22 protein-coding genes and 1 pseudogene are annotated in these 23,325 nt (G+C 59.3%); 3 read left to right on the top strand and 20 right to left on the bottom strand.

All coding sequences use genetic code 11. The features are described 5' to 3' along the window. Positions 1-13 precede the first annotated feature (13 nt). From AAAK34_RS05375 to AAAK34_RS05325, 11 genes and pseudogenes are all read right to left on the bottom strand, one after another. Positions 14-334 (bottom strand): DUF883 family protein, encoded by a 321-nt coding sequence (locus AAAK34_RS05375; protein ID WP_231693715.1) that lies wholly within the window; start codon positions 332-334, stop codon positions 14-16. Between the two features lie 547 nt (positions 335-881). Next, a complete protein-coding gene (gene aspS / locus AAAK34_RS05370) occupies positions 882-2,678 on the bottom strand; it encodes an aspartate--tRNA ligase (RefSeq protein ID WP_231693716.1) in 1,797 nt (598 codons plus the stop codon). 14 nt (positions 2,679-2,692) lie between these two features. Beyond that, entirely contained in the window at positions 2,693-3,421 is a 729-nt protein-coding gene (locus AAAK34_RS05365; RefSeq protein WP_231693817.1) for a DUF502 domain-containing protein, read from the bottom strand. A 35-nt stretch (positions 3,422-3,456) separates the two neighbouring features. Continuing rightward, positions 3,457-3,813, bottom strand: coding sequence for an FmdB family zinc ribbon protein (locus tag AAAK34_RS05360; protein WP_231693717.1), 357 nt, complete (start codon positions 3,811-3,813; stop codon positions 3,457-3,459). Between the two features lie 198 nt (positions 3,814-4,011). Further along, on the bottom strand, positions 4,012-4,770 hold the full coding sequence (locus AAAK34_RS05355; protein ID WP_231693818.1) for a DUF2145 domain-containing protein: 759 nt from the start codon (positions 4,768-4,770) through the stop codon (positions 4,012-4,014). Between the two features lie 106 nt (positions 4,771-4,876). Then, positions 4,877-5,401: a hypothetical protein gene (locus AAAK34_RS05350; protein WP_431777819.1), complete on the bottom strand. Its 525-nt coding sequence runs from the start codon at positions 5,399-5,401 to the stop codon at positions 4,877-4,879. Positions 5,402-5,757: 356 nt separating this feature from the next. After that, positions 5,758-6,939: a CaiB/BaiF CoA transferase family protein gene (locus tag AAAK34_RS05345; RefSeq protein ID WP_231693819.1), complete on the bottom strand. Its 1,182-nt coding sequence runs from the start codon at positions 6,937-6,939 to the stop codon at positions 5,758-5,760. Positions 6,940-7,737: 798 nt separating this feature from the next. Next, complete coding sequence (locus tag AAAK34_RS05340; RefSeq protein WP_231693719.1) at positions 7,738-8,898, bottom strand: acyl-CoA dehydrogenase family protein; 1,161 nt, start codon at positions 8,896-8,898, stop codon at positions 7,738-7,740. Between the two features lie 106 nt (positions 8,899-9,004). Further along, positions 9,005-10,448 (bottom strand): annotated as a pseudogene (locus tag AAAK34_RS05335) (sodium:solute symporter family protein). Positions 10,449-10,567: 119 nt separating this feature from the next. Then, a complete protein-coding gene (locus AAAK34_RS05330; RefSeq protein ID WP_231693721.1) occupies positions 10,568-11,059 on the bottom strand; it encodes a hypothetical protein in 492 nt (163 codons plus the stop codon). A gap of 43 nt (positions 11,060-11,102) precedes the next feature. Continuing rightward, entirely contained in the window at positions 11,103-11,855 is a 753-nt protein-coding gene (locus AAAK34_RS05325) for a DODA-type extradiol aromatic ring-opening family dioxygenase (RefSeq protein ID WP_231693722.1), read from the bottom strand. Between the two features lie 247 nt (positions 11,856-12,102). On the opposite strand from AAAK34_RS05325, the gene AAAK34_RS05320 reads away from it, so the two are divergent. After that, the gene (locus tag AAAK34_RS05320) at positions 12,103-13,002 is read left to right on the top strand and encodes a LysR family transcriptional regulator (protein WP_231693723.1); all 900 of its coding nucleotides are present in this window, start codon (positions 12,103-12,105) and stop codon (positions 13,000-13,002) included. 54 nt (positions 13,003-13,056) lie between these two features. On the opposite strand, the gene ubiB is transcribed toward AAAK34_RS05320, so the two are convergent. The 5 genes from ubiB to AAAK34_RS05295 form a co-directional block, all read right to left on the bottom strand. Further along, a complete protein-coding gene (gene ubiB, locus AAAK34_RS05315; protein WP_231693724.1) occupies positions 13,057-14,616 on the bottom strand; it encodes a ubiquinone biosynthesis regulatory protein kinase UbiB in 1,560 nt (519 codons plus the stop codon). Continuing rightward, complete coding sequence (locus AAAK34_RS05310; protein WP_231693725.1) at positions 14,613-15,170, bottom strand: hypothetical protein; 558 nt, start codon at positions 15,168-15,170, stop codon at positions 14,613-14,615. The genes ubiB and AAAK34_RS05310 overlap by 4 nt, the downstream gene beginning before the upstream one ends. Before the next feature lie 87 nt (positions 15,171-15,257). Continuing rightward, positions 15,258-16,244 (bottom strand): Tim44 domain-containing protein, encoded by a 987-nt coding sequence (locus AAAK34_RS05305; RefSeq protein WP_231693726.1) that lies wholly within the window; start codon positions 16,242-16,244, stop codon positions 15,258-15,260. Positions 16,245-16,311: 67 nt separating this feature from the next. Next, entirely contained in the window at positions 16,312-17,046 is a 735-nt protein-coding gene (gene ubiE, locus AAAK34_RS05300) for a bifunctional demethylmenaquinone methyltransferase/2-methoxy-6-polyprenyl-1,4-benzoquinol methylase UbiE (RefSeq protein ID WP_231693727.1), read from the bottom strand. 57 nt (positions 17,047-17,103) lie between these two features. Then, entirely contained in the window at positions 17,104-17,523 is a 420-nt protein-coding gene (locus AAAK34_RS05295; protein WP_231693728.1) for a gamma-butyrobetaine hydroxylase-like domain-containing protein, read from the bottom strand. Positions 17,524-17,687: 164 nt separating this feature from the next. On the opposite strand from AAAK34_RS05295, the gene AAAK34_RS05290 reads away from it, so the two are divergent. Further along, positions 17,688-18,764, top strand: a complete 1,077-nt coding sequence (locus AAAK34_RS05290; RefSeq protein WP_231693729.1) for an AI-2E family transporter — start codon at positions 17,688-17,690, stop codon at positions 18,762-18,764. Between the two features lie 108 nt (positions 18,765-18,872). Beyond that, on the top strand, positions 18,873-19,304 hold the full coding sequence (locus AAAK34_RS05285; RefSeq protein WP_231693730.1) for a hypothetical protein: 432 nt from the start codon (positions 18,873-18,875) through the stop codon (positions 19,302-19,304). 246 nt (positions 19,305-19,550) lie between these two features. On the opposite strand, the gene AAAK34_RS05280 is transcribed toward AAAK34_RS05285, so the two are convergent. Genes AAAK34_RS05280 through AAAK34_RS05265 form a run of 4 tightly spaced genes read right to left on the bottom strand, consistent with a single transcriptional unit; the run spans position 19,551 to position 23,079 of the window. Then, on the bottom strand, positions 19,551-20,330 hold the full coding sequence (locus tag AAAK34_RS05280; protein ID WP_231693731.1) for a glycosyltransferase family 2 protein: 780 nt from the start codon (positions 20,328-20,330) through the stop codon (positions 19,551-19,553). A gap of 32 nt (positions 20,331-20,362) precedes the next feature. Beyond that, complete coding sequence (gene rfbC, locus AAAK34_RS05275; protein WP_231693732.1) at positions 20,363-20,914, bottom strand: dTDP-4-dehydrorhamnose 3,5-epimerase; 552 nt, start codon at positions 20,912-20,914, stop codon at positions 20,363-20,365. Between the two features lie 18 nt (positions 20,915-20,932). Continuing rightward, a complete protein-coding gene (locus AAAK34_RS05270) occupies positions 20,933-21,493 on the bottom strand; it encodes a GNAT family N-acetyltransferase (protein WP_231693733.1) in 561 nt (186 codons plus the stop codon). Then, the gene (locus AAAK34_RS05265; protein WP_431777818.1) at positions 21,490-23,079 is read right to left on the bottom strand and encodes a hypothetical protein; all 1,590 of its coding nucleotides are present in this window, start codon (positions 23,077-23,079) and stop codon (positions 21,490-21,492) included. Before AAAK34_RS05265 ends, AAAK34_RS05270 begins: the two co-directional genes overlap by 4 nt. Positions 23,080-23,325 lie beyond the last annotated feature (246 nt).

Below are 23,325 nucleotides of genomic sequence, written 5' to 3'. Positions count from 1 at the left end.
TCACCCCGCTCTTTCAGCGGCGGCCGAGTAGTACCCCGACCAGAATGCCCAGCGCAGCAGCCGCGCCAATGGACGACCAGGGATTTTCATGCACGTAATCATCCGTGGCGGTGGCCGCCTGACGCGCGCGGGCGCGCATGGCGGCCTCAGCATCGGCCAGCTTTTCACGGGCAAGCAGCAGGTTGTCCTTGGCCCTGGCACGCAGCTCGGCCATCTTGCTATCGGTCTGCCCAGCAGTGGCGGAAAGCAAGTCTTCGGCATCAGCGATGACGCGGCGCAGGTTCGCGACCAGATGCTCCTTGGTTTCGATGGCGGAATCGAGCATATCGGACATAGTAAAAGCTCTCTCTAAAAGTGGAGACAGGAATGAACGATCTATCGTAGCAGAGCGCAGGAGCCGATGGATGTAGGAAAACACCGGCAGCACGTGCTTACCATAGAGACCCGTCAGTCCATTCTTTGGCAACAATTTGCTACAATTTTGTTCCAGGCGCCAAGCGAAATGGCGGGAACGCCGCAGAACTGGTGATCCAATGGATTGCAAGTTCGGTGAATGTTGTGTCATCCACATGGCGCTTGCAACGGCCGCATCGCGCGCAAATTGAGTTCACGCCGGGTTACTGTCAGAAGCAAGGAAATTCTTTGAGAAACTATCAGAAAGTCGCTGCAGCCATGTATGCCGCGTATTGCAAAGCCGCAGGCGGAAGCACCTTGGACGGCCTACCGCTTCCCCCATGGTCCGCTTTGGGGGAAAACCGGCAGGCATGCTGGGTCGCTGCGGCCAAGCAAGCGGCCGCCGAATTGGCCCGGATGGGCTGACACAGATAAGTCCATCCGTCAGAGTTTGTTCACGATCTCGCCGAGGAGATCGTGAACAATTCTTAAGCTGCGGGCGTGGCGTTACGCAGGCGGATGTGCAGTTCGCGAAGCTGCTTTTCATCGACTGCGCTGGGCGCCTGCGTGAGCAAGCACTGTGCACGCTGGGTCTTGGGAAACGCAATCACGTCACGGATGGAGTCTGCCTTGGTCATCAGGGTGACCAGGCGGTCAAGCCCGAACGCCAAACCACCATGTGGGGGCGCGCCGTATTGCAGGGCATCGAGCAGGAAACCGAATTTCTGCTGAGCATCTTCGGGTTTGATCTTCAGCGCGCCGAATACCTTGGCTTGAACTTCGGCGCGGTGAATACGCACCGAACCCCCGCCCAACTCCCAACCGTTCAGCACCATGTCGTACGCCTTGGCAATGCACTTGCCGGGGTCGGAATCCATGTAGTCTTCGTGGCCGTCCTTCGGAGCAGTGAAGGGGTGGTGCACCGCGTTCCAGCGGTCTTCCTCTTCGTCGTGCTCGAACATGGGGAAATCCACCACCCAGAGCGGCGCCCAGCGGTCTTCGAACAGGCCCGTCTTGCGAGCAAACGGGCCATGACCAATTTTCAGGCGCAACGCGCCAATGGCGTCGTTGACCACTTTTGCCTTGTCAGCCCCGAAGAACAGGATGTCGCCATTCTGCGCGCCGCTGCGCTCCAGAATCTTTGCAATGGCCGCATCGTGCAGGTTCTTGACGATGGGCGACTGCAAGCCCTCGCGACCCTTGCTCGCGTCATTGACCTTGATCCAGGCCAGCCCCTTGGCACCGTAGATCTTGACGAATTCTGTATAGCCGTCGATCTCGCCACGGCTCATCTCACTGCCGCCGGGCACTCGCAAAGCCACGACGCGGCCACCAGGGTTGGTGGCGGGAGCGCTGAAGACCTTGAAATCGACATCAGCCATGACGTCGGTCAGCTCGGTGAACTCGAGCTTCACGCGCAGATCGGGCTTGTCTGAGCCAAAGCGGTGCATGGCCTCCGAATACGGCATGACGGGAAACTCGCCCAGATCCACGTCCATGGTGTTCTTGAAGACACTGGTGATCATGCCCTGGAACAAGTCGCGGATTTCCTGCTCGCCGAGGAACGAGGTCTCGATGTCGATCTGCGTGAACTCGGGCTGACGATCCGCGCGCAAGTCTTCGTCGCGGAAGCACTTGGTGATTTGATAGTAGCGGTCGTAACCTGCCACCATCAGCAATTGCTTGAACAATTGCGGCGACTGCGGCAGCGCAAAGAACATGCCGTCGTGAACGCGGCTTGGAACGAGGTAATCACGCGCACCCTCGGGTGTGCTCTTGGTGAGCATGGGGGTCTCGATGTCGACGAAGCCTTTGGCATCAAGAAACTTACGCACCTCCATGGCCACCCGATAGCGCAACATCAGGTTCTGCTGCATGTAGGGGCGGCGCAGATCCAGCACGCGGTGCGTCAGGCGGGTGGTTTCGCTCAGGTTGTCGTCATCCAGCTGGAACGGTGGCGTAACCGAAGGATTGAGCACCTGAAGCTCGTGGCACAACACCTCGATTTTGCCGCTCTTGAGCTGGTCGTTTGTGGTGCCCTCTGGGCGAGCGCGCACAAGGCCAACCACGCGCACGCAAAATTCATTGCGCAGATCTTCGGCCACTTTGAACATGTCGGGCCGGTCAGGGTCGCAAACCACCTGCACGTAGCCTTCGCGATCCCGCAGATCAACGAAGATCACGCCACCATGGTCGCGACGCCGGTTCACCCAGCCGCACAGGCTCACGGTTTGGCCGATCAGCTCTTCGGTCACTAGACCGCAGTAGTGGGAACGCATCGACATACGGTTTTTCGCTTTCAGGTATCTGATCTGGCGGCTCCATCGGCCGCCGATGTTTCAAGGGGGAGCTTGCTGCGCTCCGTCGGTGGGGCAATGGCCTCCGCTGGCGAGCCGGGAACGGCTGCAGACACGGGTGGAGCCACAACGCCCATGGAAATTACATATTTCAGTGCCTCATCCACGCTCATCTTCAGCTCGACCACGTCAGCGCGTGGAACCATCAGGAAAAAACCGGAGGTTGGGTTGGGCGTGGTGGGAACGTAGACGCTGATGTAGTCACCGTCAAGGTGCCGCGCCACCTCGCCGCCAGGACGACCTGTGAGGAATGCGATGGTCCAGGCGCCATGACGGGGGTACTGGAGCAGTACTGCCTTGGAGAACGCTTGGCCGGAACCCGAAAAAAGTGTGTCGGAAACCTGCTTGACACTGCTGTAGATGCTGCGCACCACGGGAATGCGCGTCATGATTTTGTCCCACTGGCGCAGCCACCACTGCCCGAACATGTTGGCGACGAAGAGACCTGTCCCCAAGATGACGAGCGCCACCAGGACGACCCCTAGGCCTGGAATGTGGCGCAGCCTCTCTGCCACCATGGCCAGCCCGGGAACCATGGCCTCGACGGCCGAAAGCACCCCAAGAAAAATGCCGTCGAGAATGCCGAGCAGCCACAGGAGTACCCACACGGTGACGCCCATGGGCAGCCACACGAGCAAGCCCGTGATGAAGTATTGCCGGAGGCGGGACATCATCGCGTGAGGGTTCTCATGGTGTATGCGAAGTCCTAGCCCGCAGATGGCGTGCTGGATGTGCCACCGCCAGCAGGCGCGGAAGCTGGTGCAGGCGCTGGTGCCGAGGCCGGCGCGGGAGCCGCAGCGGGTGCTGGAGCTGAAGCCGCTCCACTGGAGCCACTTTCAGAGCTCTTGGCTGATGAGTCGGTGCTCGGTGCGCTCTGCGAGCCACCCCGAAAATCGGTTACATACCAGCCGGAGCCCTTGAGCTGAAAACCGGCCGCGGTCACCTGTTTGCTGAACGCCGGAGCGCCGCAAGACGGACAGACTGTAAGTGGAGCATCGGACATCTTCTGCAGCACATCTTTGGCGTGACCGCAGGAAGCGCACTTATACGCGTAGATAGGCATGGCAACTAAACCCGGATTGAACCTGTACAGGCTTGAAGAAGAAAAACCCTCAATTATAGGCTTGAGGATATTTTTTCAACCTATGCCTTCAAACCAGGCATCGGAACAAAATACATGAACTGCCCAGTGTCCTGCATAACCCTCGCGAGTCGGGGGCAGTGCGGATCGCCCGAGGCCGTGCTGCCGCCGGCCGCATACCTAGAGCCTGCCACCACCGCCGGGAGCCAGATGTTCGAGCCACGCAAAGATTGAATCTGCGGTGACAGTCTCGATCTTGTCAGCAAAGCGCTGCGAATTCGGATGGTCGTCAAAGGCGACATTGCCAGCAGCCATTCTGCCTCCTAGGCGTGTCAGCGCGCGTATCTGCAGCACCGACGGCGTGTAGTCCTTCAGCTTTAGCCAAGCTTGTGCATGCTCCCTGCTGCGGACGGCCGGTTCCGCTGCCAGTGCGAGTGTCTCCAGAGCCCACTGGTTGGACTGCTGATAACGGGTCCCCCACGCGTAGCTGACCATGCTGTAGCGTGGTTCATGCAACGTTCTCAGACGTGCTGAATCTTGCAGCAAATTCCACAGGTTGCCCTGCCAGGCAGGTGGCACCGTGTGCCAGACCGCTTCGTAGCGCCAGAGATCATCGAGAAAGAAGTCGCCCAGGCCCTGACGTACCAGCATGGATTGGTCAGACTTGCATTCGTTCAGCTTGTGCACCACACGCCAACCGCCCTGTGACAAGCGATAGGCCCATGCAGCGTGCGACCAGTATTGTTGGTAGCGGGTCAGATCCTGCCCTGCGCGCGCCAGCAAAACCACGCGCGTCCCTGCTTCTTTGTACGCTTGCTCAAGAGAGTCAGCCGTGCGCTGAGCCAACACCAGACCACGCTCAATGGATTGGACGCTTGGCGGTGGCGCCTCGCAACGGCGGCCAGCTTGAGCGGCTCCACCACCCAAGGCGAAAAGCATGGCGGTGACCACTGCTTTTCCGGCCAAGGACCAGCCCACCCTGACTTGCTGACCTTCCTGCTCGCGAATCCGCGATGATGAAAAAGCTCGCTTCATGACGGCCCTATCAGGTGAGTTTTTCGTAATTCAAAAGTTCCCATCCGCTGGCGTTCGGCACAAAGGCGATGACCTCCCCGGCCGCAGACAGAATCGCGCCACTGGCAATGACCGAGACAAGTACTGGGGCGCCCACGCTCAAGGCGGCTGAGCGACTCACCCCCGATGCCACAGCTAAACCGACGGAGGCAGCGTCCCCGACGCGCTCCAGCACATAGACCACTGTGCCAGCAGACACTTCGACCGCCTTGACGGTGAGGATCGCTCCACTCACTGCCAATGCCGCAGGCACTACCACGGCAACGCTGGCGGCTGCACTGGCCATAGCACTCACGCCTACGATGGAGGCTACAGGCAGCGACGAAACACCTGCGGAAGTGTGACTTTGAGCGCTCGCAGGCCCACCTGCGGTCAGCAGCACAGCGCATGCAAAAAACAATGCGGCGACGGAGCGACCTGACGCGGAACGCGTGACATATTTGGAACGAAGATGGAGGACGCTCAGGTACAGCGGGGTAAGAAATCTTTTGAGCATAGGGGGAATACGGGTGCGCAAGTCAACTTGCTGCGAAACACAAAAAAGAACAGCCGAGCAGAGTCTCCTGAGCATGATCGCCGTTGCGTAATGATACTTTAATACTCATTTAAATCAGTGACCGCTACGAAACGTCGAACGATGCCATTCGCCCGCCCCCGACGTGAGGTATCGCTCGCAGGAGCGGCTTCAGCCGCGAAGGTCGGCCTCGATGAGTCACGGAACGCTGCCATCGCGGCTGAAGCCGCTCCAAAGGCAGGGATGATGGATGCCGCTTTGGGCTTTAGGCTTTTCTTCTCATGCGCCTGTTCAAAGTCTCTGCGCGGTCCTGTCACAACCTGAACGCGAGCGCATTCTTATATCGCGCCATCCAATCGCATGGATTCAATTTCATTGTCAGACATGCCCAGTTCTCGCAGCAGGCATTCTGTGTGCTCGCCTAGCGCAGGAATCTTGTCCATGCGAGGCATGTAAGCGTTGCTGAGCCCTGGAGGCAGGAGCGCAGCCAGAGCGCCGTGGGGCGTAGACACCTCGGTCCAGCGTCCTCTGGCCTTCAACTGCGGATGGTTCCAGACATCTTCCATGTTGTTCACACTGGCGTTGGCTATCTGGGCATCGTCAAGCCGCTGCCTGACCTGCTCGAGTGTGAGCAATGAAAACACCTCGACGATAAGCGAGCGCAGTTCTTCGCGATGAGCGGTACGCTTGGAGTTGGCTAGAAATCGATCATCCGTTGCCAAGTCAGGTGCCTGCAACACCACCCTACAAAAAGCACCCCACTCACGCTCGTTCTGCACCCCAAGCATGACCGACTTTCCGTCTCCGGTGGGAAAAGGTCCATAGGGATAGATGGTGGCATGGGCAGCCCCTGCCCGGGGAGGCGGCGCTGCCCCTTCAAAGGCGTAATACATCGGAAAGCCCATCCATTCGACCATGCTCTCCAGCATGGACACATCGATCCTGCTTCCCGCTCCAGTCTGCTGCCGCTGGATCAGTGCGGCAAGAATGCTCGAGAAAGCGTACATCCCCGCAGAAATATCTGCGATGGAACAGCCTGCCTTGGCGGGCTCGTCTGCGGATCCAGTGACCGACAGGAAGCCGGACTCGCTTTGAATCATCAGGTCGTAGGCTTTCTTGTCCCGATATGGGCCGCTGGCGCCATAGCCTGAAATGTCGCAAACGATCAGCTTGGGGTGTTTAGGGTGCAATTCCTCAAAGGAGAGCCCCAGGCGCGCTGCGGCACCCGGCGCCAGGTTCTGCACCAGCACATCGGCGTCTTCGAGCAGACGCGCCAACACGATCTGCGCCGAGGCTTGCTTCACATCCAGGGTCAGACTTTCCTTTGAGCGATTGGTCCAGACGAAGTGCGAAGACATCCCCCGCACACGCTCATCGTAGGCACGAGCGAAGTCACCCACCCCGGGACGCTCGATCTTGATGACCCGCGCGCCCAGATCCGCCAGTTGGCGAGTGCAAAAGGGCGCGGCAATGGCGTGCTCCAGTGTGATGACCTTGATACCGTCTAGTGGCCTGGACATGGGTTGAACCTTTCTATCTGGCAATGCGCCGTCACTAGACGGCAAAACGGTTTGAAGTCCGTTTGTATCTCGATTTTTTCTCTGTCGTGACCTTCGAATCGCCGGCCTCCGTGCAGGCGGATCCTGAGGGCGATTGAATGGTTTCACTGGGTTCACTGGGTTCACATAGAGCGCGAGCTTTCATGGTTTTCTTTCTCTATGTTGAGGCTGTATGCCGGGATGTGCTCCCGGCAGCGCAGTTACTTTTTTTGCTCCGCCAAAATAAGTAACCAAAAAAAGGCGGTCCCCACTGGCCGCGTCCCTGCGCTTCGCTCCGGGCAACCTGCGGTGCTCGGTCAAGGGGTGGCGCTCCGGAACTCACTTCGTTCACTGCGTTCTCTACGTTCAAACAACTGTAGCGAGCTAGTTCACGAAGCAAGGGCATCTTGGCAGTGCCCTTGCCCTCCCCTCGCGCTCCGTTCCTCGGCACATCCAGAGGGGCTTGGGAACCTGACTAGGGCCTTTGCTTCGCTCGGCCTAAGGGGACTTGAGGTCTATGACTCGGGAGAGCACCGTGGATCTTTAACCGCTGTGACCACCCCGCCCTTCGGGCACCCCTCCACTGGAGGGGAATTTGGGAGCGCTTCTCGGCACGTACAGAGGGGCGGCAGGCAAAGACGAAAGCGCGCAAGCGCCCAAAGGGCCGCGGAGCAGGCCAAGTCGCGGAACGCCGTGGCCGGACCTGCGCCGGCCAGTGGCGTTGTCCCCCTCCAGAATAGAGAGGGGGAAGGCGCGTAAGCGCCTCAGGGGGTGTTTCATCTAATACGATCGAGGTAACCCCAACACATGCTCAGCCACGTAGGCAAAGATCATGTTGGTCGAGATCGGGGCTACTTGGTATAGCCTGGTTTCACGGAACTTGCGCTCCACATCGTATTCCTTGGCGAAACCGAACCCTCCATGGGTTTGCAGGCAAACATTGGCCGCCTCCCAGCTTGCCTTGGCAGCCAAGTATTTCGCCATATTGGCTTGGGCGCCGCAAGCCTCGCGAGCATCGAAACGTCGGGCCGCCTCAACGCGCATGAGGTTGGCTGCTTCAATTTCAATGAACGCTTCCGCAATGGGAAACTGCACACCTTGATTCTGGCCAATAGGCCGATCGAACACGATGCGCTCACTCGCGTATTTTTTAGCGCGGTCGATGAACCAATAGCCATCGCCGATGCACTCGGCGGCTATCAGCGTTCTCTCGGCATTGAGGCCTTCGAGGATGTACTTGAAACCCTTACCTTCTTCGCCGATAAGGTTTTCCTCCGGAATTTCGAGGTTGTCGAAAAACAGTTCATTTGTCTCGTGATTGACCAAATTTGGAATGTGACGCACCTCCAGCCCCTTTCCTACCGCCTTGCCCAGTTCTACGATGAAGATCGACATGCCTTCGGATTTTTTCTTCACGTCTGCCAGTGGCGTGGTGCGGGCCAGCAGAATCATCAGGTCTGAATGCTGCACGCGCGAGATCCAGACTTTCTGACCATTTACCACCCAGCGGCCATCGCGCTTGACAGCTGTAGTCTTGAGCTTGGTTGTGTCTGATCCAGTGGTGGGCTCTGTCACTGCCATGGACTGGATACGCAGCTTGCCCGCCGCAATGGCAGGAAGATATTTTTCCTTCTGCGCCCTGCTGCCGCTGCGCAGCAAGGTACCCATGTTGTACATCTGGCCGTGCACAGCACCTGCATTGCCGCCGCTGCGGTTGATTTCCTCCATGATCACGGTCGCGGCGGTCAGGCCTAGGCCCGTACCACCGTATTCCTCAGGGATCATGGCCGCCAGCCAGCCAGCCTCCATGAGCGCGTCAACAAAGGCCTCAGGGTACGCTTCGTTCCTGTCGACTTCGCGGAAGTACTCGTCGGGAAATTGCCGACACAGTTGACGGATGGCGCCCCGGATTTCCTGAAATTCGTCGGCTTCGCTGAACATGGCTGGAACCTTTCACCAAGGCGAGTGAAGCCCGCCTTCGGGGCCTCATAGGGAATATGCCATCGCCTCCGGTATGTGGACGGCGACAATCAGCACAAAAAAGACATCAGCCCAGCCCTGCCAGCTTGTGGTGGGATGCCCGGGTATCGCGAAGCGCCTGAGGGCCGAGTGAACCAATGACCATGCCCACCACTGCAGCCAGCACACCGGCCAGCTGTGCCGGGAACTCCTCGCCCGCTGGCGTGGCCAGCAGGAGCAGCCAGGCCAGACAGCCGAGCACTATAGAGAAGATAGCGCCTTGCGTAGTCGCCCGCTTCCAGTAAAGACCGAACACCAGCGGCACGAATGCCCCCACCAAGGTGACCTGGTAGGCACCGGAAACCATCTCGTAGATGGAGGTTCCCTCCATGCGGATCGAGTACGCAAGCACAAAAACGCTGAACACCAGCACGGTGATGCGCATGGTCATCAGTTCCTGGCGATCACTCACGCGCGGGCGGAACTGGCGCCAGATGTTCTCCACGAAGGTGACGCTCGGGGCCAGCATGGTGGCCGAGGCTGTGGACTTGATGGCCGACAGCAACGCTCCGAAGAAGATGACCTGCATGGCGAACGGCATCTGCTCTATGACCAGCCGCGGCAGGACCTTCTGTGGGTCTTCCTGAAGCAACTGGGTAGCCTTTTCCGGCATGATGATGAGCGCACTGGTCACCAGGAACATCGGGATGAACGCAAAAATGATGTAGAGCACCCCCGATGATCGGGCCACGCGTGGCGGCTTTTTCAGAGTTGGCCGACATGACGCGCTGGAAAACGTCTTGCTGTGGAATGGATCCGAGCATCATGGTGATCGCGGCTGCAATGAAAAAGATGATCTCGTGCCAGGTGGGCTCGGGGAAGAACTTGAACATGTCCTGACTGATAGCCAGCTCCATGACTTTGTCCGCACCCCCTGCCTGGTTACCGGCATACACGGCAAGTATCAGGAGGCCGACCACCAGGATGATCATCTGAATGAAGTCGGTCACGGCTACTGACCACATGCCGCCGAACAGCGTGTACGCCAAAATCGACGCCACCCCCAGCACCATGCCCAGCGGCACACTGATGGCACCCCCTGAGAGCACGTTGAACACCAGGCCGAGCGCGGTCACCTGTGCGGACACCCAACCCAGGTAGCTCACCATGATGAAGAGCGAACAGATCACTTCAATGGTGCGGCCATAGCGCTCGCGGTAGTAGTCGCTGATGGTCAGCAAGTTCATTTTGTACAGTCGCGCTGCAAAGAACATGCCCACCAAGATCAAACAGAACCCAGCGCCGAATGGGTCTTCAACCACTCCGCCCAAGCCATTTTCCACAAACTTGGCCGGAATGCCCAGCACGGTCTCGGAGCCAAACCACGTGGCAAACGTGGTCGTCACAATCATGAAGAGCGGCAATTTTCGCCCCGCGACCGCGAAGTCAGCCGTGTTCTTGACACGTTTGGCGGCCACAAGGCCGATGGCGATGGTGACCAACAGGTAGGCAAAGACCAATGTCAACAGCACGGCAAGCGCTCCCAGTGAGGGGAATCCCCATGAAAAACGGCGATTCTAGGGCAACGCAGGAGAGATTCTCATGGTCTGAGGACATTGTGCGATCCGCGCCATGCCGTATGGACTGCGCATCAGGCAGCTAGATAGAGACCTTGCAGATGCCAATGGTGCAGAATCTCGCGCACCAACACCAAACGTGCAGCGCTGGCACCGTCTACAGCCAGCGTATCTTGAGACGCGGGCCTGCCCTCTGCACGCGCCACCAGGCGATTGAACAGATGCTCCACGGCGTCGATCGAGAGCCATCGTGCTGTCGCATTGGAGACATCAGAGTCTCCATCTTGAGCGGAATGCTCTTGGCCCGACAGGCTGCGAAGCTGCGGATCGGCACAGATGAGTTGGAAAGCCTCGGGCAACTGGGCGCGCACGGGCATGATCGCTTCTTCCACTATTTCGATGGCCCGCTCGATCTCCAGAGGTCTCGGCGGTGTGTGTCGAAGTACGTCGGCTGCCAACGCTCCGACGCCCACGGCCAGGTCAAGCTGAACAGCCACATTGCTCCTGGGCAACGATTGCACTCGCGTTTCGGCATCACCGAACTTGAGCACAAGGGGAGTTTGCATGCCGTTCATCCGCAACCCCTCAGCTCAGTTGTATCGGGCGTGATCAGTCGAACCGGAAGGCCGAAATCGTGGTGCGCAGGACTTCATCGGAGAACACCTTGCGCCCCTCGCCCTCGCCGGCGGCTCCCGCCACGACGTGCAAAGGCAGCAGGTGCTCCTCAGCCCTTGCGGGGTGTGACTGGCGCCCGGCAGAGCCGCTCGCGGTGTCCCAATTTGCCAGACGCTGATTTCGTTGCGACGCAGGCAGAGCGACCGTTTCGGTCAGCCAGCGATCGAACTCGGCGCTGATCGGCGTCGAGCGTGGATCCCCGTAGCCTCGCATGTTGTGATAACTCATGCCGCTACCGATGATCAACACGCCCTCGTCGCGCAGCGGCGCCAGCGCACGGCCGTAATCGATGTGCGCCTGAGCGTCCAGGCTGCCAAGCAGCGAAACTTGCAGCACCGGCACCTCAGCCTTCGGAAAAGCCACTTTCAGTGGAATGAAGGTGCCGTGGTCATAGCCACGCTCCGTGTCCACCTTGGCTGCAATCCCTGCCTCGGCCAGAAGGCCGCGAACACGATCGGCCAAGGCCGGCGCACCAGGGGCGGGATAGCGTAGCTCATAAGTGTGGGGTGGGAAGCCGTAGTAATCGAACAGCATGCCCGGCTGATCTGCGCCCGAAAGCGTGACCTGGGGCGTCAGCCAGTGCGCTGTGACGAGCACAATGGCCTTGGGCGCCGCCGGCAGGCTGCTGGGGATGCTGCGCAGGAAGTTGGCCGTCTTGTCCCAGGCGTCAGCGGGATTCCAGTCCATAAAAAAACACGGGCCGGCGCCATGAGGAATGAAAATGCGGGCATCCGCACAGCGGATGCAGATGTAACGGATGTTGTATTCATGATGTGCTGAAGTTTGAACCTAGATCGCCGTTTTTCAAAGAGTCAGAACCGGCAGTCTGTTTCAACCCAGAGTATGAAGTGATATCGAGTTCGCCCCAAAATGAAGAACCCTGCTGAAGCAAAATGGACTAAATGGGACTAATTCCGACAAAAAAGGCCGACAGATGGATCGTTTGACTAGTATGCGCGTGTTCACACTCGCGGCGCAGGCCGGCACCCTCTCGGGGGCGGCGCGCATTCTTGACATGTCCCCTGCCATGGCGACCAAGCACGTGGACGCGCTTGAGGCGCGGCTGGGGGTGAAACTGCTGCACCGTACCACCCGCAAACTGGTGCTAACAGAGTCCGGCGAGTCCTATCTGGACGCGGCGCAGCGCATTCTGGCGGATGTCGATGAGGCCGACGCGGCAGCCACCGCCCAACGCACGCGTGCCACCGGGTTGTTGCGCTTCAATATGCCGCTGTCTTTCGGTCAGCGCCATATTGCGCCGCTCCTGCCTGCGTTCTGCGAAGCGCACCCTGCCGTCACACTGGATCTGGGCATGAACGACGCGGCCGTCGACCTGGTGGACGAGCGCTGGGATATTGCCGTGCGCATCGGCCAGTTGCACGACGATACGCTGCAAGCTCGCCGGCTAGGCACCTGCCATATGTCGCTGTGTGCTGCACCCGCCTACCTGGATCAGCACGGGATTCCCCGCACCGTCGCCGACCTGGCCCAACATAACTGCCTAGGCTACACCTTGTCGCACACCAACACGCCCACCGAATGGCGGTTCGGAGAAAACGGTGACGTGAGGCAGTCCGTTCGAGGCAATCTGCGCGCGAACAGCGGTGAAGCGCTGCTGCTGGCCGCACTAGGCGGCCAAGGCTTGGTATATGAGCCCAACTTTATCCTGGACGAATCGGTGGCCAGTGGCGCCCTGGTCGCTTTGACGCTGGACCACCCCGCGCATGAACTGGGCGGCATTTTCGCCGTCTGGCCATCTAACCGGCATCCGCCGGCCAAAGTGCGAGCAATGGTGGATTTTCTGGTGGAGCAGTTGAAGACCTGTGGTGCTTGAGGGTCAGTGCCGAGCTGGAGTTCGGCGGTGCCTGAGGTATCGCGCTTACCCTGGTTAAAACTGGGTAATGAACACCAATGCCGCAAGCCCGATCAACAAAGTGACGCCTGCGCCAGCGATCACCTTCAGCAGCCGGTTGGTGCGCTGCTGCTCGGCAACCAGGGCTCTCATTTCTCCGCGCAGGTCATCAGGCGGGCGCCGCGACAGGTATCCGTAGAGCAGGCGTGGCATGTCCGGCAGCATCTTGGCATAGTAAGGAGCCTGATCCTTCAGCTCACGCCACATGCGCTTGGGGCCGATCTGATCCAGCATCCACTTTTCCAGGAACGGCTTGGCGGTGTGCCATAAATCCAGATCGGGATCGAGCTGCCGACCAAGGCCTTCAACGTTCAGCAGGGTTTTCTGCAGCAGCACAAGCTGAGGCTGAATCACCACCTGGAAGCGCCTCGAGGTCTGGAAAAGGCGCATCAGCACCATACCAAGGGAGATATCTTTGAGGGGACGGTCGAAGTAGGGTTCGCACACGCTACGAATCGCCGCTTCCAGCTCATCAACCCGCGTGGTGGAGGGCACCCACCCACTCTCGATGTGCAGCTCTGCCACACGTTTGTAATCACGCCGGAAGAAGGCCGTGAAGTTCTGAGCCAGGTACTCCTTGTCGTACTCCGTCAGGGTACCGACAATGCCAAAATCAAGCGAGATGTACCGACCGAAGGTGGCTGGCTCCAGACTCACCATGATGTTGCCGGGGTGCATGTCGGCGTGAAAAAATCCGTCGCGGAACACCTGGGTGAAGAAGATGGTGACGCCATCGCGCGCCAGCTTGGGAATGTCTACCCCCGCTTCGCGCAGCCGCTCGATCTGGCTGATGGGAACGCCCTTCATGCGCTCCATGACCATCACATCCGAACGACAGTGATCCCAGAACATTTCTGGAATCAGTACCAGACCGACATCGGCCATGTTGCGCCTCAGTTGAGCCGCACTGGCAGCTTCGCGCACCAGATCCAGTTCGTCATGCAGGTATTTGTCAAACTCCGCCACTACCTCGCGGGGCTTGAGGCGCTTGCCGTCGTCCGAAAGGCCTTCGATCCATCCGGCCATCATGCGGATCAGTTCCAGATCCTTTTCAATGACCCGGCGCATACCCGGACGCAACACCTTGACGGCTACCTCGCGTTCACGCCCGTTGGCATCGATCAGGGTCGCAAAATGCACCTGGGCAATAGAGGCGCTGGCCACCGGCTCGCGTTCGAAGCTGGTGAATATCTGGTCGATGGGCTTGCGAAAAGCGCGCTCGATCGTGGCTACTGCCACCTCGGCCGGGAATGGCGGGACACGGTCCTGCAACATGGCCAACTCGTCTGCGATGTCGGGCGGCAGCAAATCGCGCCGCGTTGAAAGCACCTGCCCGAACTTGACGAAAATGGGTCCAAGGCTTTCGAGTGCTTCCCGCAAGCGACGCCCACGGGGCGCTGAAAGATCGCGCCCGATGGATGCTATGCGCGCAATCAAACGCAACCAGGGCTTCTGGAAACTGGTAAGCACCAGTTCGTCCAACCCATAGCGCAACGCCACCCACGCAATGGTGGCGGCCCGCAGAAAACGCCTCATGAATCTGCCTTGTCAGCGGTAGCACCCGGTGCGTGCTTGCCAGCTTTGCTCACAAACTGCCGCAGGCCATCAGCCACGGTGCGCGCTACGTTGGCCACGGTGTGTGCCGGCGCATCCCCGATCAGCCGTGCCAAATCCTCTTCGGCATCCCAGCGCACGTGATCCACCAGCCAGTTGACTTCGGCTGCGAACTGCACGTCGCCCTCGATCCGCACAGCCGGCCTGTCGCCCCTAAGGGCGCCCTTGGCGAGGTCTAGCGGAGAGGTATCGGTCACGGTGAGCAACAGATCGGGCTTGGCTGCGGGGGCAAGTTCGACCAGGCCGGCAGGCGTGGCCGCCAACTGCATGATGAACGTGCGCCATTGCAGGCGCACGACGCGCCCTTTCTGGCGCAACAGGCGAGCTTGAGCCTCGGGCTCCTGCATCAGTACGTGATTAAGAAACAACACCGCGCGGTGCTGCATCTCGTCGACCAGCCATGCGGGTGGTGACAACTTCTCGGTGAGCTTGCCGAGTGCATCGGAAAGCAAGGAAAAAGGGGACTGTGTTGCCATAGTCCCCCATTATCCTTTGAGCGCAGCGCATCGGGCGATGAAACAAAAAACCGCCCAAGCTGGGCGGTTTTTTGCGAGCGGCGCTCTTTACTGGAGGGCTTGCACGCCAGCCACCAGCCAGCCACCGCGGCCATCGCGAGGCTTGGTCATGTTCCAGACTTCACGGAATGGGCTCGGACCAGCGGAGAGGTCTTCGCGAATCATGCCGCTGAACTCGACGCTAGCCATGTATTCGCCATCTAGCTCCTCAATGCCGAGCAACTGGGCTTCAAGCATGACAACCTCGGTCTTGTTGGCTTGGCCTGGGGCAGTGCGCTCACGCTCAGCCAACTGGCTCTGGATCTCGGTCAGCATGTCATCGGTCATCATGGCGCGCAGCGCCGGTATGTCTGAACGGTCCCAGGCGTCCTGCAGGCTGATGAAGTTACGCTTGGCAGCCTCGCTGAACCCGGCAATATCGAAGCCAGCCGGGACACCCCAGTTTTGAGATCCAGACAAACCCGAGCCGATCATGGAGCCACCGGAGCCGCCCGCGTTGAAATTGGCTGTTTGGCCTTCCCAGGGACGAGCGGAAGCATCGTTACCCACTTTGGCGGGACTGTATTGGGGCGGAGTCACGGGATTGGCGGCACCGGCACCTGCACCCTGGTAAGCCATGGTGTTGCCAGCCCTGGCTCCTCCAGCGCGACGGCGCAGCATGGCGAATACGACCACTGCTGCACCAACCAGCAGCAGGATCAGCAGCATGTTTCCAAAGGCCTCGCCGAACCCAAGCGAGTTCGCCAGCCATGCAAGACCCAGGCCGGCGGCCAGGCCGCCCAGCATGGCGCCCCATGGCTTGCGAGCGGCAGCGCCTGCTGCTCCGGCAGCGCCAGCGGCAGTAGCACCTTGGGCCGACTGGCCTGGTGCAGCAGCCGGAGGTGTGGCCTGGCGCTCGGTTACGTTACTGGATTGACGACCCGTGGATTTTCCGCCGCCCAGACGGCGCGCCTCGGCGTCGAAGGTAAAAACGCCAACCATCACCACTGCGAGAAGCAGGGTGAAGAAGCGCGAAACAATGGCGGAAAGGTTCATGTGGTCATATCTCCTGGTGATCCAAGCTGAATCGTTACGTAAAGAAAAGAAAAAGTAAAGCTGATGGCTACCCGCATTTGATGCCAACATGCAGCGCCACGACACCCCCGGTCATGTTGTGGTAATCAACATGCCCAAATCCATTGATCTTCATAAGCGACTTGAGTTCCCGTTGATCAGGGTGCATGCGAATGGATTCCGCCAAATACCGATAGCTTTCTGCGTCGCCGGCCACCAGTTTGCCCAGGCGGGGCAGCACTTTGAATGAATAAAGGTCGTAGGCTTTTTGCAACGGTTTGGCGACACGGGAAAATTCCAGCACCAGCAGCTTGCCGCCATCTTTGAGCACGCGGGCCATTTCCCTTAGCGCAGCGTCCTTGTGGGTCATGTTGCGCAGGCCAAAGGCCACGCTAACCACGTCGAAATAACCGTCGGGGAAGGGAAGCTTTTCGGCGTCGCACACCGTAGTGGGCAAGATCACTCCGGCATCTACAAGACGGTCTCGCCCAGTCCGGAGCATGGCCTCATTGATGTCAGTGTGCACTACCTGGCCTCGGGCGCCCGCCTTTTTGGCAAATGCCATGGCCAGATCGCCGGTTCCGCCGGCGATATCGAGCACGCGCTGACCCTCTTGCACGTTGGCGACGGCCACGGTGTACGTCTTCCACAGCCGGTGCATGCCGCCCGACATCAGATCGTTCATCAGGTCATAGCGCGATGCGACGGAATCGAACACGCCGCGCACGCGCCGTGCCTTCTCGCGCTCATCAACGCTTTCGTAGCCGAAGTGGGTGGTCGCCATGGTGGTGGTCAGTAAGAAGAATAGAGATGAACGGGGAGGTGGAAACTGAAGAATCGATCAGTGATGATGGCCGCAGGCACCGCCCATCTTTTCGGCCATGGGGGTGTCGCGGTCCACGCCGGCCGTGGCCAGACGTTCTTCGTACTCGCGCCATAGCTCCTCCTGGCGCGACCCCAGAAAGTATAGATATCCCCAGGTGAAGATACCGGATTCGTGGCCGTCGGAGAACGTGGGCTGGACCGCGTAATTTCCCACTGGCGCCAACTCAGCGATGGTCACCTGACGCTTACCGGTTTGCAGCACCTCCTGACCGGGGCCGTGCCCCTGCACTTCGGCAGAGGGCGAGTACACGCGCATCAACTCGAACGGTATGCGAAACCGGTCTCCGCTGGACCAGGCCAGCTCGAGAACGCGCGACTTGGTATGAACCACGAGCGATTCAGGGGCCGGCTTGGGTGGGGCGGGGTAGCTTGGCATGGCTGGAGAACTCTCAGAAAATCCGATCAGGCAACAACCCAATTGTGCCTGTCAGTTGATAACAACAGGGTTCATAGGGTGTCGAACCACAACAATACGCCCATTCGACCTCACGGCGAATAGCGGCGTCCCGGCACAGAACCTCAGGTTATAGTGAACGCGCCATGAAAACTCCCGCCCTGCAACGTGCCTTTTTCTTGCTGCTACTGTCAGTGGTTACGCTGGCATTTGGGTGGGTTCTGGCCCCTTTCTTCGGTGCCGTGTTCTGGGCCATCACGCTGGCCATGATGTTCGACCCGATCTATCAGCGCATCCAGACCGCCTTCCGGGGCCGGAAAAATCTGGCCGCCCTGACCACACTGCTGCTCTGCTTGCTGATCGTCATCTTGCCCATGACCCTCGTGGCTTCGACCCTGGTCGCCGAGGCGTCAGGCCTGACGCAGCGACTGAAGGCCGGCGATCTCAATTTCCGGGCCTATTTTCAGCAAGTCCTGGAGGCGCTGCCAAACTGGCTGACCGACTGGCTGGATCGGCTGGGCCTATCGAACATGCAGGGCGTCATAGACCGCATCTACAGCGGCTTGGCCCAAGGCGGTCAAATGCTGGCCACCAACGCCTTGGCAATCGGCCAGAACACGTTCGATTTCCTGGTCAGCTTCGTGATCATGCTGTATTTGCTGTTCTTTCTGCTGCGCGACGGCAGGGAACTGTCAGCCCTGGTTCGCAACTCTGTCCCCATGGCGCGCGACCATACCCATTACCTGTTCAACAAGTTCACCACCGTCGTGCGAGCCACTGTAAAGGGCAACGTGGTGGTGGCGGTGGTGCAGGGGGCGCTGGGAGGTTTGGCGTTTTGGGCACTCGGCATTCATGGCGCCGTGCTTTGGGGCGTGGTCATGGCCTTCCTGTCGCTGCTGCCCGCCGTGGGGGCTGCACTGGTGTGGGCGCCCGTTGCCATTTACCTGATTTCGACCGGTTCGCTCTGGCAGGGCGTTGGGCTCACCATCTGGGGTGTGGTCGCGATCGGCTTGTCGGACAACGTACTGCGCCCCCTGCTGGTGGGCAAGGACACCAAAATGCCGGACTACCTGGTGCTAGTGAGCACGATTGGCGGCATGTCACTTTTTGGGATCAACGGTTTCGTGATCGGGCCAACCATCGCGGCCATGTTCATGGCGTTCTGGGCGGTGTTCAATCGCAGCGAGTACGAAGACGCGCCGCTTGAAAACGGGCCATCCTGAAGAAGCTTGCGATCGCCCGGAAGTGGAAGGGGTCGATTTCGCTTGTCTTAAAATGAATACCTATGAATTCATTTTATTGAATTCATAAACCAAATTCATTAAAAACAAATGAAAAAGCTCAAACTCCCACTTCTTTGCACCTTGATTGCCGGCAGCATGATGACCGGCTGCGCTTCCTACCGCGTCGACTCCAATATTCCATCGGAAGAGCCTGTCGGCACCAGCACCAGCACCAGCGCCCCCATCAGGGCAGCCGAAAACGCTGCGCAAAAAAAGGCGGCGCGCAACAGAGTCATCATTTCCGAAGACTCATTACCGGGTAAGAAATACAAGGAAATTGGGCTGATTGAAGTCAGCGTCAAGAAGCTGACCGTATTCCACAAAGACCCGACCAAAGAACAAGCCAACGAAGCACTGCAGGAAAAGGCTGTTGCGATCGGGGCCGATGCAGTGGTCAACGTAACCTACAAGAGCGGAATTGGCTTCACAACCTGGGGCTTCATGGATGCGGAGGGCACTGGCGTCCGATTCGAAGAATAGAGCTCCCGCTTAGCCACCTGCCACCGTGGCTGGAGGTCTCACGTCACTTAGCGCTCAAAACCAGGGCGTGTTCAACTTAGGGGTGCTAGTGTCCTGAGGTATAAGCTCGTTGAAGAAAAAATTTGCCGAAATCGGTGTCAGGCTAGGAACAAAACGCAATGGCACCGAGTGGTATCGCGAGGCTTTGTGACGCGATATGACGCCGATTGTCGATAGATTTTTTCGACGAATCTGCAATTCAGGACACTAGATTCGATAGCTCTGCTTTTCCGCAGACTTTGTCCATTCGCGGTATGCCGCAGAGCCCCAGAGTTTGCACAGGCTGGCAACGTGCCATGCCAAATGCCTTGGGTTCCGGTGGCTCGCTCGCTGAGCTGCGTGCTCAACAATGGCATCATCGGCGCGCACCAGACTCCAGCCTGCCAGTTGCAGACGCAGGCAAAGGTCGACATCTTCACAGTACATGTGGTAGCTCTCGTCGAAGCCACCTATCTGCTCATAGGCCTCGCGCCGAAGAAGCATACAAGCCGCATTGACCCACTCCGGTCGGTCGCCATCTACCACTTCATGCCTGCGGCCTCCGAGGTAGCGCGCCAACAGGCGGCGTGGCGTAGGAACGAGGCGCTCACTGTCGCTAGGCGCGCCTGCTGTATCAACCTGCCGCGGGTAGACCGCACCTGCCAAAGGCATGTCGACCAAAGCTCGGGCCATCCCCTTCAGAGGGTTGCCGCGCAGATGCAGATCGGGGTTGAATACCGCGAACGCTTCGCTGGCGCCCAGGTCAGCATCACGGGCAAAGGCACGGTTGTGATTGGCGCCGAAGCCTAATGGGGAGGTGTTTTCAATCAGGATCAGCTCGTAAGAGTACGAGCGCTGGCGCACGGCCGACGCCAACTCAGGTTCAAGCTGGTTGAGCGTGAGCAGAAGGCGGCGAACGCCCTGACCCGTCAACGCACTCAGCTCATCCAGCAGCGCCAGCGCCTCGGCACCATGACCGTGGCTGACGATAGAGACAGTGATATTCACTAGGTGGTTCAAGCTTGAAACGACTTCCAGGCTCAAACGCCGGCTTGGCTCAAAGGCAGGCCGGCGCGGTCCTTGTCGGACAGAAGTGGCTCGGCAATGCCGTGGGCAGCCAAGGGCCAGTCGATGCCGATGGCGGGATCGTTCCAGGCAACGCAGCGCTCGTGCTGAGGAGCGTAGTAGTCGGTGGTCTTATAGAGAAAATCGGCCGTATCGCTGAGCACCACAAACCCGTGCGCCAAGCCGGCAGGCACCCAGAACTGACGATGGTTGTCCCCGCTCAGCTCCACTCCAACCCAACGGCCGAACGTGGGCGAACCTTTGCGGATGTCCACCGCCACATCAAACACCACGCCTTGCGTCACACGCACCAGCTTGCCTTGCGGCTGCTCGATCTGATAGTGCAGACCGCGCAGCACACCCTTGCGGCTTCGGCTGTGATTGTCCTGCACAAAATCGACGTCCACGCCTGTGGCAGTGGCAAAAGCTCGACGATTGAAGCTTTCCATGAAAAAGCCGCGTGAATCGCCAAAAACCATGGGCTCAAGTATGAAAACGCCTTCAATAGCGGTAGGTATAGCCTGCATTTTTGTGAAATCAGTCAATTAGATAAGGGGGCCGCGCCGGATGCCGTCGGGCAAGAACCTGCGGTAGCGGCCCAGAGATTCAAGCATGCGCTCATGGCCAAGGGTGTATTGAATTTGGCCGTTCACCTGTCCAATGCGGACCGCACCAAAATTCTCGTGGAAGCGCGACACGGCCACATTGCCTTCCTGCACCTCGAAATGGGCCGCTGTGAAACCCAGTTCGAGCGCATAGCAATAGACCACCAGCGCCGATTCAATGGCCGCGAAAGCTGGTGCGCCCGGCACCAGCATCCAGGAGCCCCAGCAAAACGAATTATCCCTTGCATCATAGAGGCGCACAGTGCCCAGGGGCACGTGTCCCGCTGCAGATTCGATAATGAAATATGCTTGACTGCCATCGGCTGCGTAGCGCGCCAGCCAGTTACGTTGATCTTCCAGCAACGGCGAAGTGGCGGACATATGGCGGTTGCGCTCAGGGTCATGGCGCAGGCCGAAAATGAACGCTGCATCGGCCTCTGTGGCATTGCGCAGCCTCAGTCGGTGGCCTTCGATCCAGGCTGACTTCACAAGATTAGTCATGGCGCACGCAGCCCGCAACCGATCCGCAGATCGTCGACCATGAAACGCGCGTCGCCCTGCACCGGATCGATCCGCAGCACGGGTTCGAAGCCCCGCAAGTTTTCAATGGCAAAGTGCAATTCCTGGGGTGTGTCGACACCGGCAGCGACCGGACGTACACGCGAATGCGCCTCCGAGAACGCTTGCACTCCGCTTGGACGATAGAACACCTGGGCGATGCTGGCCTTGTCGCTGCGAAGCCGCAGACGCACATCCAGCATGAGGCAACTGGCGTAAGCCCGGGCTTCACCGCCACCCTCTATGAGTAGCTGCGGATCGGTGCGGCCTTGACGCCAACCGTCACCAGCCTCATCGGCATCGTGCCAACTCACCCCTGGCCTCGCATCAGGCACGCCGTCAAACATCCAGTGGCGTGGAGGTTCATGCTCCACCAGCGGAAAATACTTGGTAAATGACGCGCCAATTTCACGGGCGTGCAGAAAAGCGGGCGTCCAGTCTGTCCAGCCGGGCAAGGAAAACTCTGGGCACATGATGGGTTCGCCATTGCCCAACTGCTGACTCAGGCAGCGAATGGTGTTGGCGCGGGTTTGCCTGCCTTGCTCGTAGTAAGTACTCACATCGAACACACCGCGCGTGCCAGCAAGTCCCCAACCAATCACCAGTACCGCCAGCGCTATCCATAGCGGAGGGTTCCAAGGCGGGTTGCCAGTCTGAGCTGTCCCTTTTGCGGGGAGCATGCTCAGCCATGCTGCCACGGCCCAGGGGAATAGGAGCGTGATCCAGAAAAAATGGAAACGCTGATAGGCAAACTGAAAGACGTAGGCCAAGGACTGGATCGAAGCGTCTCGAAAGCCAGACCGCCCGAACGCCACCAGGCTAAGGTACACCAAGACCGCCCCTGCCAACGGCAGGTAGATGCAGGAGATACGGTACAAGCCGTTAGAGGCCGTGCTCTCGGCGCATCGATTGACGAGGCGCGTCAGAAACGCGATCAGGACCGCGGCCAGCGCCAAAGCCACCGCGAACGCGAACGCCATCTCGTGGTTGACACTCTGGAATGCACTTCCAAAGCTTCTGCCCACCTTACCCAGCAGGTAAGCCCAGAAGTCCGGGTGCGTCGGCCAGCGAACCGGAAAAGCCTCGGAACGATCTGCGCCGCCGACGATGCGGGTGGCGTAGAACTGGAATGCCGTGATCGCCGCGCCTACCAGCAGCAACACGAGACCGCCAAGACGCACCCGTGCCTTCAGCATCGCAGCTTGAGAAGCTTGTGAACCTGCGGAATCTACAAAGGCGCTTATGAATAAAAGAATGCCACCCATGACCAGTGCAGACACGGCACCGGAAATGTAGGAGAACCCTGCCAGCAAACCGAGCCAAGCCACCAAAATGCCAAGAGCCCAAGGCCGCAACTCTCTGACCAGAATGACATAAAGGGCGCCAAGCAAGAACAAAAGCGGCAGCGCCTGCTGATACGCCAGATTCTGCTCCCCCAGTACGTGGCCGACTGAAGCATGAACACCGTGAACGCGAACGACACCGCGCGCACCAACGGATTGGGCACTGCCCAGGCCAACAATTTCCACTGCAGCCAGAGGAGCCCCCCAGCACCGTCAGCATGGAAAGCAGCTGATAGGCGACCGTGTTGCCGTCGAGCCAGCGCTGTGCCAGCGCATCGAGCGCAAACCCGACAGGCGACATGGTGTTGTTGACCACCTGGAACAGTCGCTTGGGATCCAGCGACTGAATGTCTCCGCTGGCGTAGGCCCGCCAATCGTCAAAAAAGGAAAATCCGTGCCGTAGCGCAGCCACGACAGCGCGTTGGCAACCAG

Origin of the sequence: Ottowia caeni (genome assembly GCF_050821495.1) — a bacterium.
In the GTDB taxonomy this organism is placed as follows: Bacteria; Pseudomonadota; Gammaproteobacteria; order Burkholderiales; family Burkholderiaceae_C; genus Ottowia; species Ottowia caeni.
This window is presented reverse-complemented; position numbering and strand designations above follow the sequence as displayed.